The following is a 19421-nucleotide window of genomic DNA, read 5'->3' on the forward strand; positions in this document are numbered from 1 at the left end:
TTCAGACGGAAGAATGAACAATCACCGACAAAAAATACTCACACCACACACAAACCAACCAAACCCCAAAAGGCAGTTGATCATTCGCGGATGTGAAGCACCAAAAAATTGGCACTGACATTCATCGACACACTGTTGAGTTCTCAAAGAACACGCACACACCATCGCTTCAACCAAGTTGAGCTCCGGGGCAAGGCCTATAACCTTAACGTATTCGCTCCGAGGAAGCAAGTTCCCGCAGAGCATCTTGTGCGACCGAGATTCGTAAGGATTCCCTGTCGCGACCGTCTCCGACTGCGTACTACCTCGTGTCACTCACCCTCACAGGTGGGAGTCGGTGTCCGTGTCACTCTGACTTGGACAAAGTTACGCGAATGAAAACTGAGCGTCAAACTGCCAGGTCGCAGGTGTTCTTCTGGTTAAATCCGCTGGTAGCCCGCCTGTCCGGCGGACCACCAGCGACCACGCGGGCCACTTCGGCCTACTGTGACCCCTCACACGTCAGCCTTGCAACACCTTCACGCCCGCAAAGTTGCGCTTTCCACGGCGAACCACCAGCCAGCTGCCATGTAGCAGATCGGTCGCGGCCGGCTCCCAGTCCTCGGCCGACACCTTCTCGTTGTTCACGGCAGCACCGCCCTCTTTCACCGCCCGGCGGGCAGCGCCCTTGCTCTCACACAATCCGCTCACGACGAGAAGGTCGACGATCGTGCGCGGCTCGCCAGGCTGCAACTCACTGACGGAGGCTTCCTCGAGTGCGGATGCCAACGTCGCCTCGTCCAGCTCGGATAGTTCCGCCTTGCCGAACAACGCCTGGCTGGCCAGTTCGACAGCGCGGGTGTTCTGTTCCCCATGCACCAGCGTCGTCATTTCCGCAGCCAGACGCTTCTGCGCTTGACGAGCGTGGGGACGCTCGGTGGTGGCGGTCTCGAGTTCGGCAAGCTCTTCTGCCGAGAGGAAGGTGAACCAACGCAGGTATTTGACGACATCGGCGTCACCGGTGTTCACGAAGTACTGGTACCAGGCATACGGGCTGGTCATCTCCGGATCCAGCCACAAGCTGCCACCACCGGTGGACTTGCCGAATTTCTTCCCGTCCGCCGACGTCACCAGGGGAACTGTCAGAGCATGGACACTTTCACCGTCTGCCCGGCGATTCAGTTCGACACCGGCGATGATGTTGCCCCACTGATCGGAACCACCGATCTGCAAGGTGCAGCCGCGATCGCGTCGCAACTGCAGGTAGTCGTTGGCTTGGAGCAGCATGTAGCTGAACTCGGTGTAGGACATCCCATCGGTTTCGAGACGCCGTTTTACCGTGTCGCGGGCCAGCATCACGTTCACCGAGAAGTGCTTTCCCACGTCTCGAAGGAAGTCGATCACCGACATCTTGCCGGTCCAGTTCATGTTGTTCTCGATCACGGCACTACTGGGCGAATCGTCGAAGTCCACGAAGCGCTCGAGTTGACCCCGGATGCGGCCGGCCCAGTCCGCGACGGTGTCGGCGGAGTTCATGGTGCGCTCTCCGACATCACGGGGATCGCCGATGAGACCGGTAGCCCCGCCGGCGAGGACCACTGGACGGTTTCCGGCCCGCTGGAATCGCCTGAGCGCGAGGAGGGGAACGAGGTGTCCGGCATGAAGGCTGGGGCCGGTGGGGTCGAATCCCGCATAGAGCGTGACCGGCCCGGTCTCGAGATCCTTACGCAGAGCATCGAGATCGGTTGATTGGGCGATGAGCCCACGCCAGGTCAGTTCGTCGAGAATATTCTCAGTCACGGATTCGATCATCCCATCCTCACGAGGGGGCCGGTGCTCGCGGGCTTCGCCGGTACTCCGAGAGAGCGGCCGAATTCGGAATCCAGAGTCGCCAGGGCACATCTGCCGCCGTACTGACGCCGACCCGAGGACCTGACATCCAGCAGTCGACCTCGTCCAGCTCGAGGCGAATCCTCGATTCCGGATCGAAAACATCTGTTCCGTTGTCGGACAAAGTAATTCCCGCTGATTCCCCAAGGTTGCCCGGCCCTGCAGCCCAGCGGTGGGGCGACTGGCTCGCGGGCCGTCGTGTAGCCACCACGTCGTGACCGCTCTCGATCTCGGCGGCTCGGAGCAGCACTCCTCCGGCAACACCGGCAGGACCGTACGAGATGTTCATGCACAGATGTATTCCGTAACTGCGATAGACGTACAGAAGTCCTGCCCGCTCGAACATGATCCGGTTTCTCGATGTCAGCCCGCGATAGGAATGCGCTGCGGAGTCCGGCCACGGACCGTTCTCTTCGCCCCCGTAGGCCTCTACTTCGACGATCCGCAGCGACACGTCGTCGACCGTCAACAGCGAACCGAGGACGACCAGACCCGCCGCCAACGGGCCGTCCACGTCCGACAACGCCTCGATACTCACTCCCCGATTGTGCCCACCCCATTGACCGATCGTCGACCGGACCCACATAATTCAACACACGATGAATTCATGAGACGAGGCAGACATGACAACTCCCGCAGCTGTCCACATCCGCGACCTGCGCGTCACGCGCGGCCAACACGAAGTCCTGCACTCGCTCAGCATGCAGGTGCCGTCAGGCTCGATCACGGGACTCCTCGGACCGTCAGGTTGCGGGAAGACGACGTTGATGCGCGCGATCGTCGGCACACAGGTTGTAGCGAGCGGCACCGTCGCTGTGCTCGGCGACGCCGCCGGTTCACCCGCCCTTCGCCATCGCGTCGGATACGTCACGCAGTCCCCCAGCGTCTATTCCGATCTCTCCGTCGCTCGCAATGTCGCCTACTTCGGCGCCCTGTTCGGCAAGGGCAGCACCGAAGTCGCGGCCGCACTCGACTCGGTAGGCCTCACCGGCCATGCCGGACAGCTCGCCGGCAATCTCTCCGGCGGGCAGCGTGGCCGGGTCTCCTTGGCCTGCGCGTTGGTTGCCGAACCCGAACTGCTGATCTTGGACGAGCCCACCGTCGGGCTCGATCCTGTTCTGCGAGTAGAACTCTGGGACTACTTCGCAACCCTGGCAGCGGGCGGAACCACCCTGTTGGTCTCGAGTCACGTCATGGACGAGGCGGATCGCTGCGCGCAACTGATTTTGATGCGAGACGGGCTGATCCTCGCGCAACTCACTCCGCATCAGCTCCGAACGGATACCGGTTGCGACAGCCTCGAAAATGCTTTTCTCGAGCTCATCCGCGAGTCCCCGAGTGAAGGCGGATTGCGGTGAACATCAAGATCTTCGGAGCCACCACGGTGAGGCTTCTCCTGCAACTCGCGCAAGATCGCCGAACGGTGGCGATGATTCTGGTAGTGCCGTCCCTATTGATGGGACTGCTCTACTTCCTCTATCAGGACGTCCCGACTGCCCCCGGACAGGAGTCGCTCTTCCAGCGTGTTGCCGTCACCATGCTGGGGATCCTCCCCTTCGTGGTGATGTTCCTGGTGACGTCGATCGCCATGCAGCGTGAGCGTAGCTGCGGCACGTTGGAACGGCTGCTGACCACACCCATGGGCAAACTCGATCTGTTGGCGGGATACGCCGCGGCGTTTTCGCTGTCCGCGGCCGCGCAGGCAGCACTGGCCTGCGCCGTCGCATTCGGCCTGCTCGGACTCACGATCGCCGGCAACCTGGCGTGGGTGTTCGTCATCGCGATTCTCTGCGCAACGCTTGGTGTAGCACTGGGACTGTTGGCCAGCGCATTCGCGAAGACAGAATTCCAGGCCGTCCAATTCATGCCACTCGTGGTGATCCCCCAGCTGTTTCTGTGTGGACTCCTCGTGCCCCGTGACCAATTACCCACCTGGCTCGAGTGGATCAGCAATGCACTCCCGTTGAGCTACGCCGTCGACGCACTGCAACAGGTCTCGGCACATGCGGAAATCACTGCTCAGATGAGGCGAGACCTCGCGGTGATGGTTTCCTTTACCGCCGCGGCACTCGCGGTGGCAGCTGCGACTTTGGATCGGCGAACACCGTGAACGACTCGGCGCCACGTCCCGTCCGCGCGGGCCGACGTCGCGGAAAATCCGAAACGCGGACTCACATTCTCGACAGTGCGCGACAAGAGTTTTCGAAAAACGGCTTTCGGCGAGCAACTGTCCGTGCGATAGCAAAGAACGCCCGTGTCGACCCGGCGATGATCAACCATTATTTCGGTAGCAAGGAGCAGTTGTTCGCTGCCGCCGTCTCGTTACCGGTCGATCCGACCGAAGTGCTCCGGCCGGTGCATGCGGCCCCGGACGATCAACTTGGTGCCGCACTCTTGACGGCCGTGATCGGTCTGTGGGAATCCGAGCACCAACCTGCGATCCTCGCAGCGTTTCGATCGGTGATCGCGGGAGACGACGTCCAGCTGATCCAAACTTTCCTGCTCGACATCGTGCTCCGCGGTGTGATCGAACGGGTGGATTCACCTACCGGCACCGGACTGGTCCGTGCCGAGCTGGTCGCATCGCAGATGGCCGGACTGCTTCTGACGCGCTACGTACTCGAACTCGAACCACTACGGTCGGCGAGTGTCGACGCGTTGGTACAGCTGGTGGCTCCGAACCTCCAGCACTATCTGACCGGCGAGTTGCCGATCTAGCTCTCGGAGCGGGTCAGGAGCTGCTCGTGTTCGCTCTCGGCCACATCGCGTGCTTCGTCTATCAACAGAACCGGGATACCGTTCTCGATCGGGTATGCCCGGCGAAGACGTGGATTGTAGAGCAACTCGTCTCCGATCAGCAGTAAAGGTCCCTTGTCTTGCGGGCAGGCCAGAATGCCGAGCAACGTCGAATCAATAGCCACGTGAGTCCTCCCGAACCGATCACTTCAGAACAGGTTCAGGCTACCCGCAGCACCGCTGCGACCTACCCCGCACCCGTTCCCACTCGCGTCGGCATCATCTGCGCCGCTATCGCCTTGGTCAACGGTCGGTATGTCTGCGAATCTGCGTCGAGGTACCAGGCCCGTGGCCCTGGAGTCGGAATCCCGGCTTCGATCAACGACGACGGATTCGGGCGGAACGACGAACCCACCGGAATCCGGTCGACGACGTGCACGATATCCGGCTTCGCCGAGGGCGCCAGCTTCGACAGGGCCTCGTCGATCTCGGTAAATCGGAACTCGCGCTCGTTCTGCCACGTCAGGGCTGCGACAACCAGCTGGCGGGGAGCAGATCCGACTCCGTACGCCACCGACAGATCCACGTGCGGCACGTCCGAGAGCACGTCGACGATCGGCTGGGTGAACACCGCTCCGCGCACCGTCGACATCACGGTGTTCTTGTGATCCACGAGCCAGAAGTCGCCGTCGGCATCGCGTCTGAACAGATTTTCGGTGGGAATCCACGAATCGCCTGCCTGGAACAGCCCGCGCAGTGCAGTGCCGGAGAAGTCGCCGTACGATCCGGTGCGACCGAGTAGCAGCCCCACCTCGTCGACCGCACACTCGCGGACGAAGCCGTTCTCGTCCTCGAGCAGCCGACCGGCAAGGGGGTCGTAAGCTCCCAGGCGTACCCACGCACTACCCGGCAGCGGTCGACCTTTGGAACCGACCTTCGCTCCGGCGACGTTCGCGAGGATGACCTCGCCTTCGGTGGAGGCGTAGAACTCGAGAACCTTGGCCGGATCGAACACCTCGACGGTGCGCCGCCAGAGTCCACGCGGCATCCCCGAACCGATGAAGAGCCGCACCGGATGACTGCCGTCGAGAAGGAGAAGGTCCTCGTCGAGAATGTCGCGCATCATCGCCCAGGTGTAGCTGACGACCGTCACTCCGTATCGATGGATTTCCTCCACGAAGCGCGCCGGATCGAGCCCACGCGAGAGCGCAATACGCGACCCACCGGCCATCGCTCCCCCTATCGTGGACAGCAGGCTCGACGAATGGTGCAGCGGTGCAAGGCAGTAAACCGTATCGCCGCGATCGAGATCGGCGGCGCTCGCCGTTCCGAACGCCGACAGCGCCCAGCGGTGGTTGGTGATGTGTTTGGCCTCGAGTTTGCCGCCGGACTCCGCGAAGATGACGAAGGCCAGTTCGCGGGCAAGCCCGGGGTCGGGTCGGTACCAGCCGGGTAGGTCGACAGCTGACGGATTTATCTGTTCGAGGTCGACCACCCCCAAGGACGGGTCGACCGGCAGTCCACGGGCATCGCCACCACCCAGAACCAGTACCGGACGACCAGTGTCGACGGCAACGGCGACGTTCTCGGGGTCGGTGATGATCCGATCCACGCCGCCCAGCGCCACCGCGGTCACCAGGTCGGAACCCGGAGGCAGCATCACCGCCACGGCACCGAGTCGCGACAGAGCCGCAATAGCCGCGAGGGCACTCGGTCTGGTTTCCATCAGAACACCGACATGCGCGGCGGGCCGAACCCCTACCGAGATCAAACCACGGACGACGTTGTCGATCCGGGTATTGACAGCCTCGTAGGTGTGCACCCGGTTGTCGAAGAGGAAGCACTCCCCGTTCGGCGCCTTACGCCGCTGCTCGGCCAGTAACTGACTCAACGAGATCTTGGTGTGCGGCTGAATCTGATGCAAGCGGGCCAACCGTGGCAGCGCCCGGGCGGCCTCACCGGACAACTCGAACGTGCCGCGCAGCGCGCCGGTGGCAAGATCGCTGATCCCCTTGGCAACTCCCGTACCGACCTCCGCCACCGAGGCCACGGTGTGGATGATCCGATTGGTCAGCGACACCCCGGTCTCGTCGTCGACGTGCGCGCCCGCGACCATCGCCGCGACCCGATCCGGAATTGGGCCCCCGGCTTCGGTCCAGTGCACGAACTCCCCGGTCACCGGCCAGGTGTGACCGGCCGCCGTCGAACCAACTACCAAGCCGAAATGTCCAGCTCGTAAGGTAGTTTCGTACGTCTCGGCTCGGGGCGCCGCCTTGCTGATCCCACGCACAGCCTGCGGCTGGCCGATATCGTCGACCTCACCGATGAACGCGAGTACCGGACAGGTGATCTCGGCCAGGGTGACCAGTTGGTCCTTGATGACGAACCCGCCCGTCATCATGCGGTTGTGCACGACGAACTGTTTGAGCAGCTCGGCGACGGCGGGCCCGGACCATGCCACCCACCCGTCGGTAGCGAGGAACCGACGCTGTTGTTCGCGGGGCAACAGCGCCTCACGGTCGTGCAGCTGCAGCAGGAAATCGACACGCATCTTCAGCGACTTGACGGGATCGAGGAGTTGGAAACCGGTCTTTGCCATCCAACCGGTGACAGCAAGACGGTTGAAGACGTGATCGGCGAGGAAATCTGCGCCGGTGCTGGCGATCCCGGCAGGAATGCCGAACGGCAAGGCCGCCAATGTGTCGACCGGACTTCCGAAGGTGACGAGGCTGGCGATATTGCGGCTGCGGCGGTAGGCAGCAGCTTGGTAGGCGAACATTCCGCCTTGCGAGTACCCGGACAGATGGACATCACGTCCGGTATGTCGGTGTACGTGATCGACGATGTCACTGAGCGCGATGATGTGGTCGGCGAGAGTGCGATCCCAACCACCCTCTTCGACGTCCGGGGAACCGAAGTCGACCACCCACGGGTCGAGCCCCATCCCATGCAAGATTCCGACCGCACCCTGATCTCTGGTGACGTCGTACAGATTTGCCGACATCATCATGGGCGGAATCAAGACCACCGGCGGACCGGCATCTTCGCGGGCACGGTCCGGGAAGTAACGGCGTAGACGGTACATCGGTGCAAGCTCGACAATCTCGAACGGCGAGGTACTCGAGTCTGTTTCCAGACCTCCCAACCGCACCACTTCGAGCCCGTTCTGAGCCGTGGCGATAACACGACGTATCGGACCGAACACCGATTTGGAATTAAACCGCACCAGTTCACCCCCGCGCCTCTCGCAATGTGACGTCGGACTCACCGACTCACGCATTGACAGCCTACTGTCGTCGAAAAGGACTACGCGGCCGGGAGCACTCAACGATGCACCCGGCCGCGTACGAACAATTCATCCCGCCCTACAGGGCCCACTCCCGCAGTGACTGCGCTCGTGCACGAACACCGTCCAACTGCTCGGCTACTCGCACCCCGGCGGTACCGCCGCGGGCATCACGGGAGGCAATCGACCCTTCGACGGTCAGCACCTCTCGAACTGCAGGGGTCAACGCACTGTCCACGCCGGCCAACTCGTCGTCGGTCAGATCCTCGAGACCGACGCCGCGAGCTTCGGCGACACGCACGCACGCACCGGCAGCCTCGTGCGCCACCCGGAACGGAACGCCTTGCCGGACCATCCACTCCGCTATGTCGGTGGCCAAGGTGAATCCGGCCGGAGCCAGTGCCGCCATCCGCTCGGTGTGGAACTCGAGTGTCTGTACCAGACCGGTGATGGCCGGCAGCAGCATCTCGAGTTGAGCAACCGAATCGAAGACCGGTTCCTTGTCCTCTTGCAGATCACGGTTGTACGCCAGCGGCTGTGCCTTGAGTGTTGCCATCAGACCGGTGAGGTTACCGATCAAACGACCCGACTTACCGCGCGTCAGTTCCGAGACATCCGGATTCTTCTTCTGCGGCATGATCGACGATCCGGTCGACCAAGCGTCGGCGAGAGTGATGTATCCGAACTCCGGAGTGCTCCAGATGATGACCTCTTCGGCCATCCGCGACAGATCCACACCGATCATGGCGAGAACGAAGGCCGCCTCGGCCGCGAAGTCTCGTGACGCGGTGGCGTCGATCGAGTTCTCGGCCGAACTGTCGAACTCGAGTTCCGCCGCGATGGCCTCGGGGTCGAGGCCGAGCGAAGAACCGGCCAGTGCGCCGGACCCGTACGGGGACACCGCAGCCCGGACGTCGAAGTCACGAAGGCGCTGCACGTCGCGCAGCAGCGGGTGCGCATGTGCAAGCAGATGATGCGCCAGCAGAACCGGCTGAGCTGCCTGCAGATGCGTCTTGCCCGGCATCACGGCATCCGGATGGGCACCGGCCTGCGCGGCGAGGGCATCGACCACGTCGAGAACACCTGTAGCGACACGACGTACCGCATCTCGCAGCCACATCCGGAAGAGCGTAGCCACCTGGTCGTTTCGCGAACGACCGGCGCGTAGCCGCCCACCGACCTCGGGCCCGACCCGCTCGATCAGGCCACGTTCGAGCGCCCCGTGCACATCCTCGTCCGAATCACTCGGACCGAAGGCGCCGCTCGCGACGTCGGCTGCCAGACGGTCGAGACCGTCGAGCATCGTCGCGAGATCGGCCTCACCGAGAAGTCCGGCCTTGTTCAATACCCGGGCGTGCGCCTGCGAAGCCCGGACGTCGTACGGGGCCAGAACCCAGTCGAAGTGAGTCGACTTGCTCAGCGCCGCCATGGCGGCGGCCGGTCCGGACTCGAACCGACCACCCCACAGTGCACCTTCGTTGGTACCGTGATGTGCGGTCACGATCAGAGTCCCAGATCGCGCTTCGCCGCGACCTTCGACGACAGTCCGTGAATCTCGACGAAGCCCTTCGACGCGGACTGGTCGAAGCTGTCGCCCTCGTCGTAGGTGGCGAGGTTGAAGTCGTAGAGCGACTCCGGGCTGCGACGGCCGTTGACAGTGATCGCTCCGCCGTGCAGGAAGAGACGGATGTCGCCGGTGACGCGTTCTTGCGTCTTGTTCACGAACGTGTCCAGCGCGTCCTTGAGGGGCGAGAACCAGAGACCGTCGTAGACCAGCTCGGACCAGCGCTGCTCCATCTGGCGCTTGTAACGGCCGAGTTCGCGTTCGAGGGTGACGTGCTCGAGTTCCTGGTGCGCGGTGATGAGAACCATCGCACCGGGAGCTTCGTAGATCTCGCGGCTCTTGATGCCCACGAGGCGGTCCTCGACGACGTCGAGGCGTCCGACGCCCTGCGCCCCCGCGCGCTTGTTCAGTTCCTGAATCGCCTCGAGAACCGAGACGGGGCGTCCGTCGATGGCGACCGGGCGGCCGGCTTCGAAGCTGATGATGAGCTCGTCGGGTGCGTTCCAGTTGACCGTCGGATCCTGGGTGTAGTCGTAGACGTCCTTGGTGGGCGCGTTCCACAGATCCTCGAGGAAGCCGGTTTCGACGGCGCGGCCCCACACGTTCTGGTCGATCGAGAACGGCGACTTCTTGGACACGTTGATCGGGATGCTGTTCTCCTCGGCGAAGGCGATGGCCTTCTCCCGGGTCCAGGCGTAGTCACGGACCGGCGCGATGACCTTCAGGTCGGGCGCGAGAGCGCCGAAGCCGACCTCGAACCGAACCTGGTCGTTTCCTTTGCCGGTGCACCCGTGCGAGACGATGGTGCCGCCGTGCGAGCGCGCAGCTTCGACGATGTGCTTGACGATCAGCGGGCGGCTGATGGCCGAGACCAGCGGGTAGCGATCCATGTACAGCGCGTTGGCGGCGATGGTCGGCAGGCAGTACTCGTCCGCGAACTCGTCACGAGCGTCGACGACGACGGATTCGACTGCACCGCAGTCGATCGCGCGCTGACGCACGACCTCCATGTCCTCGCCGCCCTGTCCCAGATCGATGGCGACGGCGATGACTTCAGCGCCCGTCTCCTTGCCGATCCAACTGATGGCGACAGAAGTGTCCAGCCCGCCCGAGTAGGCGAGTACGACGCGATCGGCCATGGTTTTTGTGCTCCTTCGGTTGAAAATCTCTAACAAAGAATAAGGGGTCAGGCCAGAGATTCGATCTTGGCCGCGAGTTCCGCTCCGGAAAGCGGTTCGCGAGCGACGACGACGATGGTGTCGTCCCCGGCGATGGTGCCCACGATCTCGGGCATCGACGCACGGTCGAGTGCACTCGCGAGGTAATGCGCTGCACCCGGTGGGGTTCGTAGAACGGCGAGGTTTCCACTGTGGTCGGTGGAGACCAACAACTCCCCCAACAGGCGCGAGAGCCGATCGGTGCCGCCGGACACGCCACGGACCGGGCTACCGTCCTCAGGCACCACGTACACCCCCGCGCCACCGTCGGCGGCACGTAGTTTGACCGCTCCCAACTCTTCGAGGTCACGGGACAACGTGGCCTGGGTGGCTTCGATGCCCTCGGCCCCGAGCAGCGCCGCCAGCTCGGTCTGGCTGCGGACCGGATGAGCCGCCAGCAGCGCGATGATGCGCGACTGGCGACCGGCCCGGGTGGGAGCGAGGCTCACCCCTGGTCCTGGTTCGTTCGCTGTTCCAGCAGCCACACCAGCAGCGCCTTCTGCGCGTGCAGGCGGTTCTCCGCCTCGTCCCAGACGACGCTCTGCGGGCCGTCCATGACCTCGTCGGTGATCTCTTCGCCCCGGTGCGCGGGCAGACAGTGCAGGACGACGGCCTTCGGGTCGGCCTTCGCGAGCAGTTCGGCGTTGATCTGGAAGGGACGGAACGGTCCGACGCGATCCAGGCCGTCGTTTTCCTGGCCCATCGACGTCCAGGCGTCGGTGACGAGGGCGTCGGCGCCGACGACGGCCGCTTGCGGGTCTTGGGTCACCGTGATGGTCGCACCGGTTTCCTCGCCTCGCTTGCGGGCCGCGTCGACGATCCATTCGGCGGGCTCGAAACCTTCGGGGCTGGCGATGGTGACGTGGATTCCGGCAGTCGCACCGCCGAGCATCAGGGAGTGCGCCATGTTGTTGGCACCGTCACCGAGGTAGGTGAGCTGGAGGCCCTTCAGGTCACCCTTCTGCTCCGCGAGGGTCTGCAGGTCGGCGAGAACCTGACACGGGTGGAACTCGTCCGAGAGCGCGTTGACGATGGGAATGGTTGCACCGAGCGCCATCTGCTCGAGACGCTTCTGGCCGAAGGTACGCCAGACGACGGCTTCGACGTAGCGGGAGAGCACACGACCGGTGTCCTGCAGCGTCTCCTCGCGGCCGAGCTGAGTGCTCCGGCCGTCGACGACCACGGCATGACCGCCCATCTGCGCAATACCCATCTCGAACGAGAAACGGGTACGCGTCGAGTTCTTCTCGAAGATCACGCCCACCCCGCGGGGTCCCTCGAGTGGGCGGCGCGAGAACGGATTCTTCTTGAGTTCCGCTGCGAGCGCGAGCACCTCGGCCTGTTGTACAGGCGTCAGATCGTCGTCCCTGAGAAAGTGTTTCACCACGGTTGTCACTTCTCCTCCGGCTGGTCAGCCGTTTGTGCGTTGTCGAAAATGGCAGGCAGTGCCGCCACGAAGGTCTCGGCCTGCTCGTCCGTGAGAACGAGCGGCGGCGCCAACCGGATCACTCCGGGTTGCGCCGCATTGACAAGGTACCCGGCTTCACGTGCAGCATTTTCCACCGCAGGTGCGATGTCCTCGGTGAGCACGACGCCCAGTAACAGTCCCGATCCTCGAACGTGGTCGACCAGGGGGTGCGCGAGTTCTTCGATGCCCGCCGTGATGGCCTTGCCGAGACTGTCCGCGCGGGAGACGAGGTCTTCGTCGGCGACCGTCTTCAGGACGGCAAGAGCCGCTGCCACGCACACCGGGTTTCCACCGAAGGTGGTGCCGTGCTTGCCCGGCCCGAGCAGCTCCGCCGCCGCACCGGTCGCGATGGCGGCGCCGATGGGCAGCCCGCCTCCCAGTCCCTTCGCCAAGGTGATGACATCGGGCACGATGCCGACCGCCTGGTGTGCGTAGAACCAGCCGGTGCGTCCGATTCCGGTCTGGACCTCGTCGAGCACGAGCAGGGCCCCGCGCTCTGCTGTGATCCGACGTGCCTCGACCAGGTAGCCCTCGGGAGGTACGACGACTCCGCCCTCACCCATGATCGGCTCGAGGAACACCGCTGCGGTGTCGGAGTCGACGGCGCGGTCGAGTGCCTCGATATCGCCGTAGGGAACGTATTCGACGCCGGCAGGCATCGGCTCGAACGGTGCCCGCTTGGCCGGCTGACCGGTCAAAGCCAGTGCACCCATCGTGCGGCCGTGAAAGGAGTTCTCGGCCGAGATGATCTTGCTCCGGCCGGTGGCCCGAGCGATCTTGAATGCAGCTTCGTTCGCCTCGGTACCGGAGTTGCAGAAGAACACCTTGCCGGTGACGTTGCCGTGTTCGCCGCCCGCACCCAGATGTGCGAGCAGCTGCTCGGCCAGCTCGATGGCAGGCTCACTGGCATAGAGGTTCGACACGTGACCGAGGGTCGACAGTTGCGTGGTGACGGCTTCGACGACAGCCGGATGCGCGTGTCCGAGGATGTTCACGGCGATACCGGCGAGGAAGTCGACGTACTGCTTGCCGTCGGCATCGGTCAGTACGGCGCCCTCACCGCGGACCAGAGCCACCCGAGGTACGCCGTAGTTGTTCATCAGCGAGGCGGACCACCGCTGCTGCAGGTCGACAGTGCTCATGAGGTAACTCCTTGGTGGCGGTCTGCGACGTCGGCACCAGGCACGACCATCGTGCCGATACCCTCGCCGGTGAACAGTTCGAGTAGTACGGAGTGTTCGAGTCGGCCGTCGATGACGTGCGCCGACGGCACTCCCCCGCGCACCGCGCGCAGGCAGGCCTCCATCTTGGGGACCATGCCGGCGTCGAGGCTGGGCAGTAGTCTCGCCAACGCTTCGGTATCGATTTCAGTGGCCAGCGACGAGCGGTCCGGCCAATCCGTGTACAGCCCTTCGACATCGGTGAGGACGACAAGCTTTTCCGCGCCGATCGCCTCTGCCAGTGCGGCTGCTGCCGTGTCCGCGTTGATGTTGTGGACCACCCCGTCCATGTCGGGCGCAATGGTCGAGACCACCGGAATGCGTCCTGCCGCAATGAGATCGAGAACAGCATCCGGATTGACGGTGGTGACGTCGCCGACCAGGCCGATGTCCGTCTGCTGCCCGTCGACGGCGACAGTGCGCCGGGTAGCGGTGAACAGGTGAGCGTCCTCACCGGAGATACCGACCGCGTACGGACCGTGCGCGTTGATCAGGCCGACGAGTTCACGCCCGACCTGCCCGAACAGCACCATCCGGACGACGTCCATCACCTCGGGAGTCGTGACGCGGAAACCGCCGCGGAACTCACCCTTCATGCCCAGACGCGCCAGCATGGCATTGATCTGTGGACCGCCACCGTGCACGACGACGGGGTGGATGCCGACTGTGCGCAAGAACGCCATGTCTGCCGCGAATGCCGTCTTGAGGGTGTCGTCCACCATGGCGTTTCCGCCGTACTTGACCACGACGACCTTGTCGCGGAACTGCTGCAGCCAGGGCAACGCTCCGGCGAGGACGTGCGCCTTCTGATGCTCGCTGATCGCGGCGAACTCCGCGCTCACGACGAGTACGCCGAGTTCTCTTCGACGTACGCGTGCGAGAGGTCGGTGGTCCGGATGGTCACCGAATCGGTACCGAGGCCGAGGTCGATATCGAGGTCGATATCGATTCCGCTCAGGTCCACCTCGCGGGCGCCCGGCGCGCCCACCCCGTCGATACAGACAGGATTGCCGTTGAACGACACACTGATTCGATCGGGATCGAGTTCTATCGGCGCGATGCCGACAGCGGCGAGAACTCGTCCCCAGTTGGGATCGGAGCCGAAGAGCGCCGTCTTGACGAGGCTGTCGCGAGCGACGGTTCGCGCACCGATCAACGCGTCGGATTCCGACACCGCGCCGCGGACGGTGACTTTGACCCGCTTGGTGACGCCCTCGGCGTCGGCCATCATCTGATCGGCCAGGTCGTCACACACGGCAAGCACTGCGGCGTTGAGTTCCTCCTGGCTCGGCGTGACTCCACTGGCGCCGGACGCGAGGAGTAGCACGGTGTCGTTGGTGGAGGTGGCGCCGTCGACGTCGAGCCGGTCGAAGCTCAGATGTGTTGCGGCACGCAATGCGGTGTCGAGTTGCTGCGCCGTGGCAACCACATCGGTGGTGACCACGCACAACATGGTGGCCAATGCGGGCGCGAGCATGCCTGCGCCCTTGGCCATGCCGCCGACGTTCCATTTGTTCGCATGGTGGAGCGACGCCTGCTTGGGGACGGTGTCCGTGGTCATGATCGCGTAGGCCGCGTCGGTGCCGCCGGAAATTCCGCCGGCCAGCTCGTGCACCACTTCGGTGACGCCGGGCAGGAGCTTGTCCATCGGAAGCCGGTCGCCGATCAGTCCGGTCGAGCACACCGCCACCTCGACGGCGCCCGTGTCGGTCCCCCAGTTGCTCAGCGCCGCCGCGACCTCTTCGGCCGTCTTGTGCGAGTCCTGGAATCCGCCCGCACCCGTACAGGCGTTGGCGCCGCCGGAGTTGAGGACCACAGCGCGCAGCTTGCCGGTCGTGAGCACCTGCTGCGACCACAGCACCGGAGCGGCCTTGACCTTGTTGAGGGTGAAGACACCGGCGGCAGCCAGCTCCGGCCCTTCGTTGACCACCAGGGCGAGATCGGACTTTCCACTGGCCTTGATCCCGGCGGCGATCCCGGCGGCGCGGAAGCCTGCCGGTGCCGTGACGCCCTGCGTGCGCACGAGGCGACCGCCGGCGATTTCGACTGCATCGGCCTGCGCGGCGTCGTCGGCCTGTGAATTGTCGGTGGTCACGGAGCTACTCCCACGGTAGAGAGACCGGCGGTCTCGGGTAGGCCAAGGGCGAGGTTCATCGATTGCACAGCGCCACCGGCCGTGCCCTTGGTGAGATTGTCGATTGCGGAGATGACGACGAGTTGCCCGGCGTCGGCGTCGACCGTGACGCCGATCTGCACGGCATTGGATCCGATCACGGCACCGGTCTGCGGGAACACTCCGGCAGGCAGCACGTGAACGAAAGGCTCGTCGGCGTACGCCTTTTCGTAGACCGCCTGCGCGTGCTCCGCGGTGACCGTGGTGGCTGCGGTGCAGGTGGCCAGAATGCCACGCGGCATCGGAGCGAGGACCGGAGTGAACGAGACGGTGATGTCCCTACCACCCGCTGCAGTGAGGTTCTGCACGATCTCGGGAGTGTGCCGATGGACGCCGCCGACGCCGTATGCACGGACCGATCCCATGACCTCCGAGCCCAACAAATCGGCCTTGGGTGCCCGGCCCGCACCCGACGTGCCGCTGACGGCAACGACGTTGACATGCGAGTCGATGATGCCTGCCACAACGGCGGGCGCCAGCGCGAGGCTCGCTGCCGTCGGGTAGCAACCGGGAACGGCGATGCGCGTGGCTCCGATCAATTTCTCACGGGCGCCCGGCAATTCGGGAAGTCCGTACGGCCATGTACCGGCATGGGCACTCTTGTAGAACTTCTCCCACGCGCCTGCATCGGTGAGCCGGAAATCTGCGCCGCAGTCGATGATGATCGTCGACTCGGGAAGCGCCTTCGCGTACGCGGCGGAGTTTCCGTGCGGAAGTCCGAGATACACGACATCATGGCCGGAGAGGATCTCCACCGTGGTCTCCTCGAGGACCCGTGAACTGAGCGGAAGCAGATGCGGATGGTGCTCGCCAAGCGTCGAGCCGGCATTTCCGCCGGCTGTGAGCGAGCCGATCACCATGCTGCCGTCGGCGTAGGACGGGTGGCCGAGAAGCAGACGCAGAATCTCACCACCGGCATACCCACTGGCACCGGCGACGGCGACTCTGATCGGCTTACGCGTTTCCTCAGTCATGCCCACAAGTATGCATCATTCTGCACTAGAATGCATAATTACTTACCAGGCTACTTGCCCATCGAACGTCGAATCTCGTCGAGCTTCGCCCGTGCTGCGTTCTGCCGCTCGTCCCACTGCTCGTCGATGGATTTTCCGGCCGGGCTCTCGTGCGCCAGTTCCGCAGATCCGATCGAGGTTCCGACACGCCCCTCTATCTTCTCCCGGACCCGGTCGAAAGTGGGAACCCCGCCTTCGGTGTAGTCCGGCTCCGGCGCAACCGGACCTGCGGTCGACACGATCGGGACGTCGATGATCTCGTCGACGTCCACCACGACGGGAAGATCGACCACCTCTGCCTCGTGGACCAGAGTGACGTCGTCGACGCTGTCCACCTCCACGTTGTCCACATCGTCGGCGAAAGGCCGGATCGAGGGAAGAAGACCGGACAAACCCGGCCGCTGTTCGACGAGAGCGCGGATCACCGCAAGCACATCATCGTCACCGAGCGTCTTCATCGCCTCGACAACACTGCGCACGGAACTGTTCTGCTCGGGCATCGCCAGTCCTTCCTCCACCGAATCCGTCGACAGCCGACGGGCACTGCCGATCATTCCACGGTCGGTCGGACCACTTTCGAACGCAACATCAGGCCATGGACCGTATCCAGCCGAGAAAGGGCCCGAGGTGTGTCGTTGCGGCAGTGCCGAGATCCGTCAGTTCATAGGTCACGGCGGTCGGCGACGTGGGAACGACGGTGCGTTCGACCAATCCGTCAGCAGCGAAGTTCCGCAGAGTCTGGGTCAGCATCTTGTCGCTGATGCCGTCGACAGCCGATCGGAGCTCGTGCGTCGGCCACCATGATCACATGCACAACACACACGACATGGTCGTCATACCAGGAGCGAGAGGTGGGATCGGCGCTGCGATTGCGCACAGGCTCGCCGGACGCGGCGCTCGGGTTGTCGTGAACTACCGCTCGAACCGGGCGGCCGCCGACGACACCGAACCCGAAGACGTGGCGAATCTGGTTGCCACAGTTCTCGATCCAGCGATGCGAATCGCCCCCGGCTCGGTCGTCCACGCCGACGACCTGACTGCCGTGGAGCGCCGACTCCCCGCACTGCCGCCGCGACAACCCTGGCCTCCGACGACGCGCCGGAAGCCCGCAAAAGTCCGAACCATCAGAGTGTGCTGCGCAAGTGCAGGCAGTCGAACACTGCTGCGATTGGATCGTCGACATACTCCACTCGGGTTGTGTCACCAGCTGCAGAGCTCATATCGGTTACAGATGAGATTCATCAGTCGACATACACGCCACAAGGTCGGTCGATGATCGACAAGTTCCGGAGCCAATTCGAGTTCGACGGTGAGCCGATATGAGAACATCACAGCACCAACCGGCCGAGTCGAGGTCTGATCGAAAACTGTCATCCAGACCAATTCCAGATGGACCGGCAGACCGAATGACGAAATCGAGGATACGAGACGGCAGGCAACGTCCAGGTGAAGCTTGAGAATTCGATGATCCCGAACCTCGACGAATACTACGGATAACCATCATCGGTCGGATTGGCATCGGTCAGCCTGGACACGAGCCGAAGCTATTCGATGACTGCACGCTCTGAGAGGAATACATGGCTGAGATGATCACCCCGGCCGAAGCGGAAGAATTCGCTGCATCGCACATGCGCAAGGTCGGCTTCGAGGACGCGTGCGTAACGGGCCGTGGTTCGGACGGTGGCGTGGACGTGACCTCATCCGGAGCAGTCGCTCAGGTCAAACTACATTTCAAGCCGACCGGTCGACCAGATCTGCAACGGCTGTTCGGTGCTCGTGCACACGAAACGTCCAAGGCGATGCTGTTCTACACGTTTGCCGGCTTCTCCAAAGCCGCAGTGACATATGCGGACTCCGTGGAAATGGCACTGTTCCGAGTGGATATCGGCGGTACCGTCACCCCCTTGAACGAGTCTGCTCAATCAATCGCCACCCGACGCCCCAAGCCTGCCGTCTGGGTAGCGCCACCGCCTCGCGTCTTCTACAGCACGCCCGCAGAATTTGCCACACCCGACCCGGTTCGACAACCTGATACGCCGGAACCGAAATCGAAACGTACCCCCAGCGATAAACCAAAGTGGTATGACACCAGCGACGTCGAAGTCACCCAATCCGCGAAGGTGAAGCAGAAGGTCTCTTCCAAGACCAGGACCGTCGGTAAACCAAGAGGTATCGGCAAAGGGCTCCCTCCGAAACCGGTCGAACCCGTACTGACTCGATCGGAACAACGAAGAATTGCCCACCGCGAGCTGTTGGCCGAACAGAAGGCAACTCGCCACGCGGCGATGTCGTCTCGGACCAAGTCGCTCATCGCGGAGTGGAAAAAACTCCCACTCGATACCGTCATTGTTCAGATGTCTGCCCCACGCAAGAAAGCTGTGCACGAAGATCAACTCGAGGAATACGTTCGTCTTCGACGTGAGAACGAGCCACTACCCGTCCCGGTAGCCGTGAAGTCGTTACCCGCGAAATCCAATCGAGAATCCGAGCGTCCGCCCAGCGAGAAGGAATCAGACACCCGCACACCACACCAGATTTCCGCACCGACAGTTACCTACTCCGGCGTCCCGGAGCAGCTGACGTTCGATCCATCCCAGGCTCCTGCATCAAAACCGAAACGCCAGGCACCACCCGAAACATCGACGTTGCAACAGTCTCCGGTCGACCCCACACTGGAAGCGGAGAATCGGCGGGCGCGACGCATCTTGGTACCTGTTTTCGGTGCATGCTCGATGGCGACGCTGCTCCTGGTAATCGTGAGCGGTCTCTACGGCATGATCGCCCTCCCTCTGATCTTCGCCGTTTTCGCCGCGCTGGTGACTATCTATTCGAGAAGCCCGCACGAGTAGAGGCCTCGTATTCCCCGAGGACAATT

The 19421-nt window shown here is 63.5% G+C and carries 18 protein-coding genes and 1 pseudogene; 5 read left to right on the forward strand and 14 right to left on the reverse strand.

Annotation, left to right across the window (positions count from 1 at the left end):
* Positions 1 to 501: 501 nt before the first annotated feature.
* Together tyrS and ABH922_RS11210 are read right to left on the reverse strand one after the other, a co-directional pair.
* Positions 502 to 1779 carry a tyrosine--tRNA ligase gene (gene tyrS / locus ABH922_RS11205; RefSeq protein WP_424806994.1) on the reverse strand — a complete coding sequence of 426 codons (1278 nt, stop codon included), beginning with the start codon at positions 1777 to 1779 and terminating at the stop codon, positions 502 to 504.
* 19 nt (positions 1780 to 1798) lie between these two features.
* Entirely contained in the window at positions 1799 to 2407 is a 609-nt protein-coding gene (locus tag ABH922_RS11210; RefSeq protein WP_424806995.1) for a DNA-3-methyladenine glycosylase, read from the reverse strand.
* A gap of 85 nt (positions 2408 to 2492) precedes the next feature.
* Between ABH922_RS11210 and ABH922_RS11215 the strand changes: the two genes are divergently transcribed.
* The 3 genes from ABH922_RS11215 to ABH922_RS11225 are packed head-to-tail and all read left to right on the forward strand — an operon-like array spanning position 2493 to position 4587.
* Positions 2493 to 3227, forward strand: a complete 735-nt coding sequence (locus tag ABH922_RS11215) for an ABC transporter ATP-binding protein (RefSeq protein WP_424806996.1) — start codon at positions 2493 to 2495, stop codon at positions 3225 to 3227.
* Positions 3224 to 3979: an ABC transporter permease gene (locus tag ABH922_RS11220; RefSeq protein ID WP_424806997.1), complete on the forward strand. Its 756-nt coding sequence runs from the start codon at positions 3224 to 3226 to the stop codon at positions 3977 to 3979. The genes ABH922_RS11215 and ABH922_RS11220 overlap by 4 nt, the downstream gene beginning before the upstream one ends.
* Positions 3976 to 4587, forward strand: a complete 612-nt coding sequence (locus ABH922_RS11225; protein ID WP_424806998.1) for a TetR family transcriptional regulator — start codon at positions 3976 to 3978, stop codon at positions 4585 to 4587. The genes ABH922_RS11220 and ABH922_RS11225 overlap by 4 nt, the downstream gene beginning before the upstream one ends.
* On the opposite strand, the gene ABH922_RS11230 is transcribed toward ABH922_RS11225, so the two are convergent.
* The 12 genes and pseudogenes from ABH922_RS11230 to ABH922_RS11285 all read right to left on the reverse strand — a co-directional run.
* Complete coding sequence (locus tag ABH922_RS11230) at positions 4584 to 4790, reverse strand: Trm112 family protein (RefSeq protein ID WP_424806999.1); 207 nt, start codon at positions 4788 to 4790, stop codon at positions 4584 to 4586. The two genes, ABH922_RS11225 and ABH922_RS11230, sit on opposite strands and share 4 nt — an antisense overlap.
* A gap of 62 nt (positions 4791 to 4852) precedes the next feature.
* Positions 4853 to 7834 (reverse strand): acyl-CoA synthetase, encoded by a 2982-nt coding sequence (locus ABH922_RS11235; RefSeq protein ID WP_424809632.1) that lies wholly within the window; start codon positions 7832 to 7834, stop codon positions 4853 to 4855.
* Between the two features lie 136 nt (positions 7835 to 7970).
* Positions 7971 to 9392 (reverse strand): argininosuccinate lyase, encoded by a 1422-nt coding sequence (argH, locus tag ABH922_RS11240; RefSeq protein ID WP_424807000.1) that lies wholly within the window; start codon positions 9390 to 9392, stop codon positions 7971 to 7973.
* Positions 9393 to 9394: 2 nt separating this feature from the next.
* Positions 9395 to 10594: an argininosuccinate synthase gene (locus ABH922_RS11245; RefSeq protein WP_424807001.1), complete on the reverse strand. Its 1200-nt coding sequence runs from the start codon at positions 10592 to 10594 to the stop codon at positions 9395 to 9397.
* 47 nt (positions 10595 to 10641) lie between these two features.
* On the reverse strand, positions 10642 to 11157 hold the full coding sequence (locus tag ABH922_RS11250; protein WP_424807002.1) for an arginine repressor: 516 nt from the start codon (positions 11155 to 11157) through the stop codon (positions 10642 to 10644).
* Positions 11118 to 12068, reverse strand: a complete 951-nt coding sequence (gene argF / locus ABH922_RS11255) for an ornithine carbamoyltransferase (protein WP_424807003.1) — start codon at positions 12066 to 12068, stop codon at positions 11118 to 11120. Before argF ends, ABH922_RS11250 begins: the two co-directional genes overlap by 40 nt.
* A complete protein-coding gene (locus tag ABH922_RS11260; protein WP_424807004.1) occupies positions 12065 to 13282 on the reverse strand; it encodes an acetylornithine transaminase in 1218 nt (405 codons plus the stop codon). The genes argF and ABH922_RS11260 overlap by 4 nt, the downstream gene beginning before the upstream one ends.
* Positions 13279 to 14202: an acetylglutamate kinase gene (gene argB / locus ABH922_RS11265; RefSeq protein WP_424807005.1), complete on the reverse strand. Its 924-nt coding sequence runs from the start codon at positions 14200 to 14202 to the stop codon at positions 13279 to 13281. Before argB ends, ABH922_RS11260 begins: the two co-directional genes overlap by 4 nt.
* Complete coding sequence (gene argJ, locus ABH922_RS11270; RefSeq protein WP_424809633.1) at positions 14199 to 15401, reverse strand: bifunctional glutamate N-acetyltransferase/amino-acid acetyltransferase ArgJ; 1203 nt, start codon at positions 15399 to 15401, stop codon at positions 14199 to 14201. Before argJ ends, argB begins: the two co-directional genes overlap by 4 nt.
* Positions 15402 to 15451: 50 nt before the next feature.
* Positions 15452 to 16507, reverse strand: a complete 1056-nt coding sequence (argC, locus tag ABH922_RS11275; protein ID WP_424807006.1) for an N-acetyl-gamma-glutamyl-phosphate reductase — start codon at positions 16505 to 16507, stop codon at positions 15452 to 15454.
* A gap of 50 nt (positions 16508 to 16557) precedes the next feature.
* Positions 16558 to 17046, reverse strand: a complete 489-nt coding sequence (locus ABH922_RS11280) for a PspA/IM30 family protein (RefSeq protein ID WP_424809634.1) — start codon at positions 17044 to 17046, stop codon at positions 16558 to 16560.
* 88 nt (positions 17047 to 17134) lie between these two features.
* Positions 17135 to 17323 (reverse strand): annotated as a pseudogene (locus ABH922_RS11285) (winged helix-turn-helix transcriptional regulator); the annotation flags it as partial.
* 31 nt (positions 17324 to 17354) lie between these two features.
* Between ABH922_RS11285 and ABH922_RS11290 the strand changes: the two are divergent.
* On the forward strand, positions 17355 to 17822 hold the full coding sequence (locus tag ABH922_RS11290; protein WP_424807007.1) for a hypothetical protein: 468 nt from the start codon (positions 17355 to 17357) through the stop codon (positions 17820 to 17822).
* 301 nt (positions 17823 to 18123) lie between these two features.
* On the forward strand, positions 18124 to 19395 hold the full coding sequence (locus ABH922_RS11295) for a restriction endonuclease (RefSeq protein WP_424807008.1): 1272 nt from the start codon (positions 18124 to 18126) through the stop codon (positions 19393 to 19395).
* Positions 19396 to 19421: the final 26 nt, after the last annotated feature.

The organism is Rhodococcus sp. 27YEA15 (genome assembly GCF_049739425.1).
In the GTDB taxonomy this organism is placed as follows: Bacteria; Actinomycetota; Actinomycetes; order Mycobacteriales; family Mycobacteriaceae; genus Rhodococcus_F.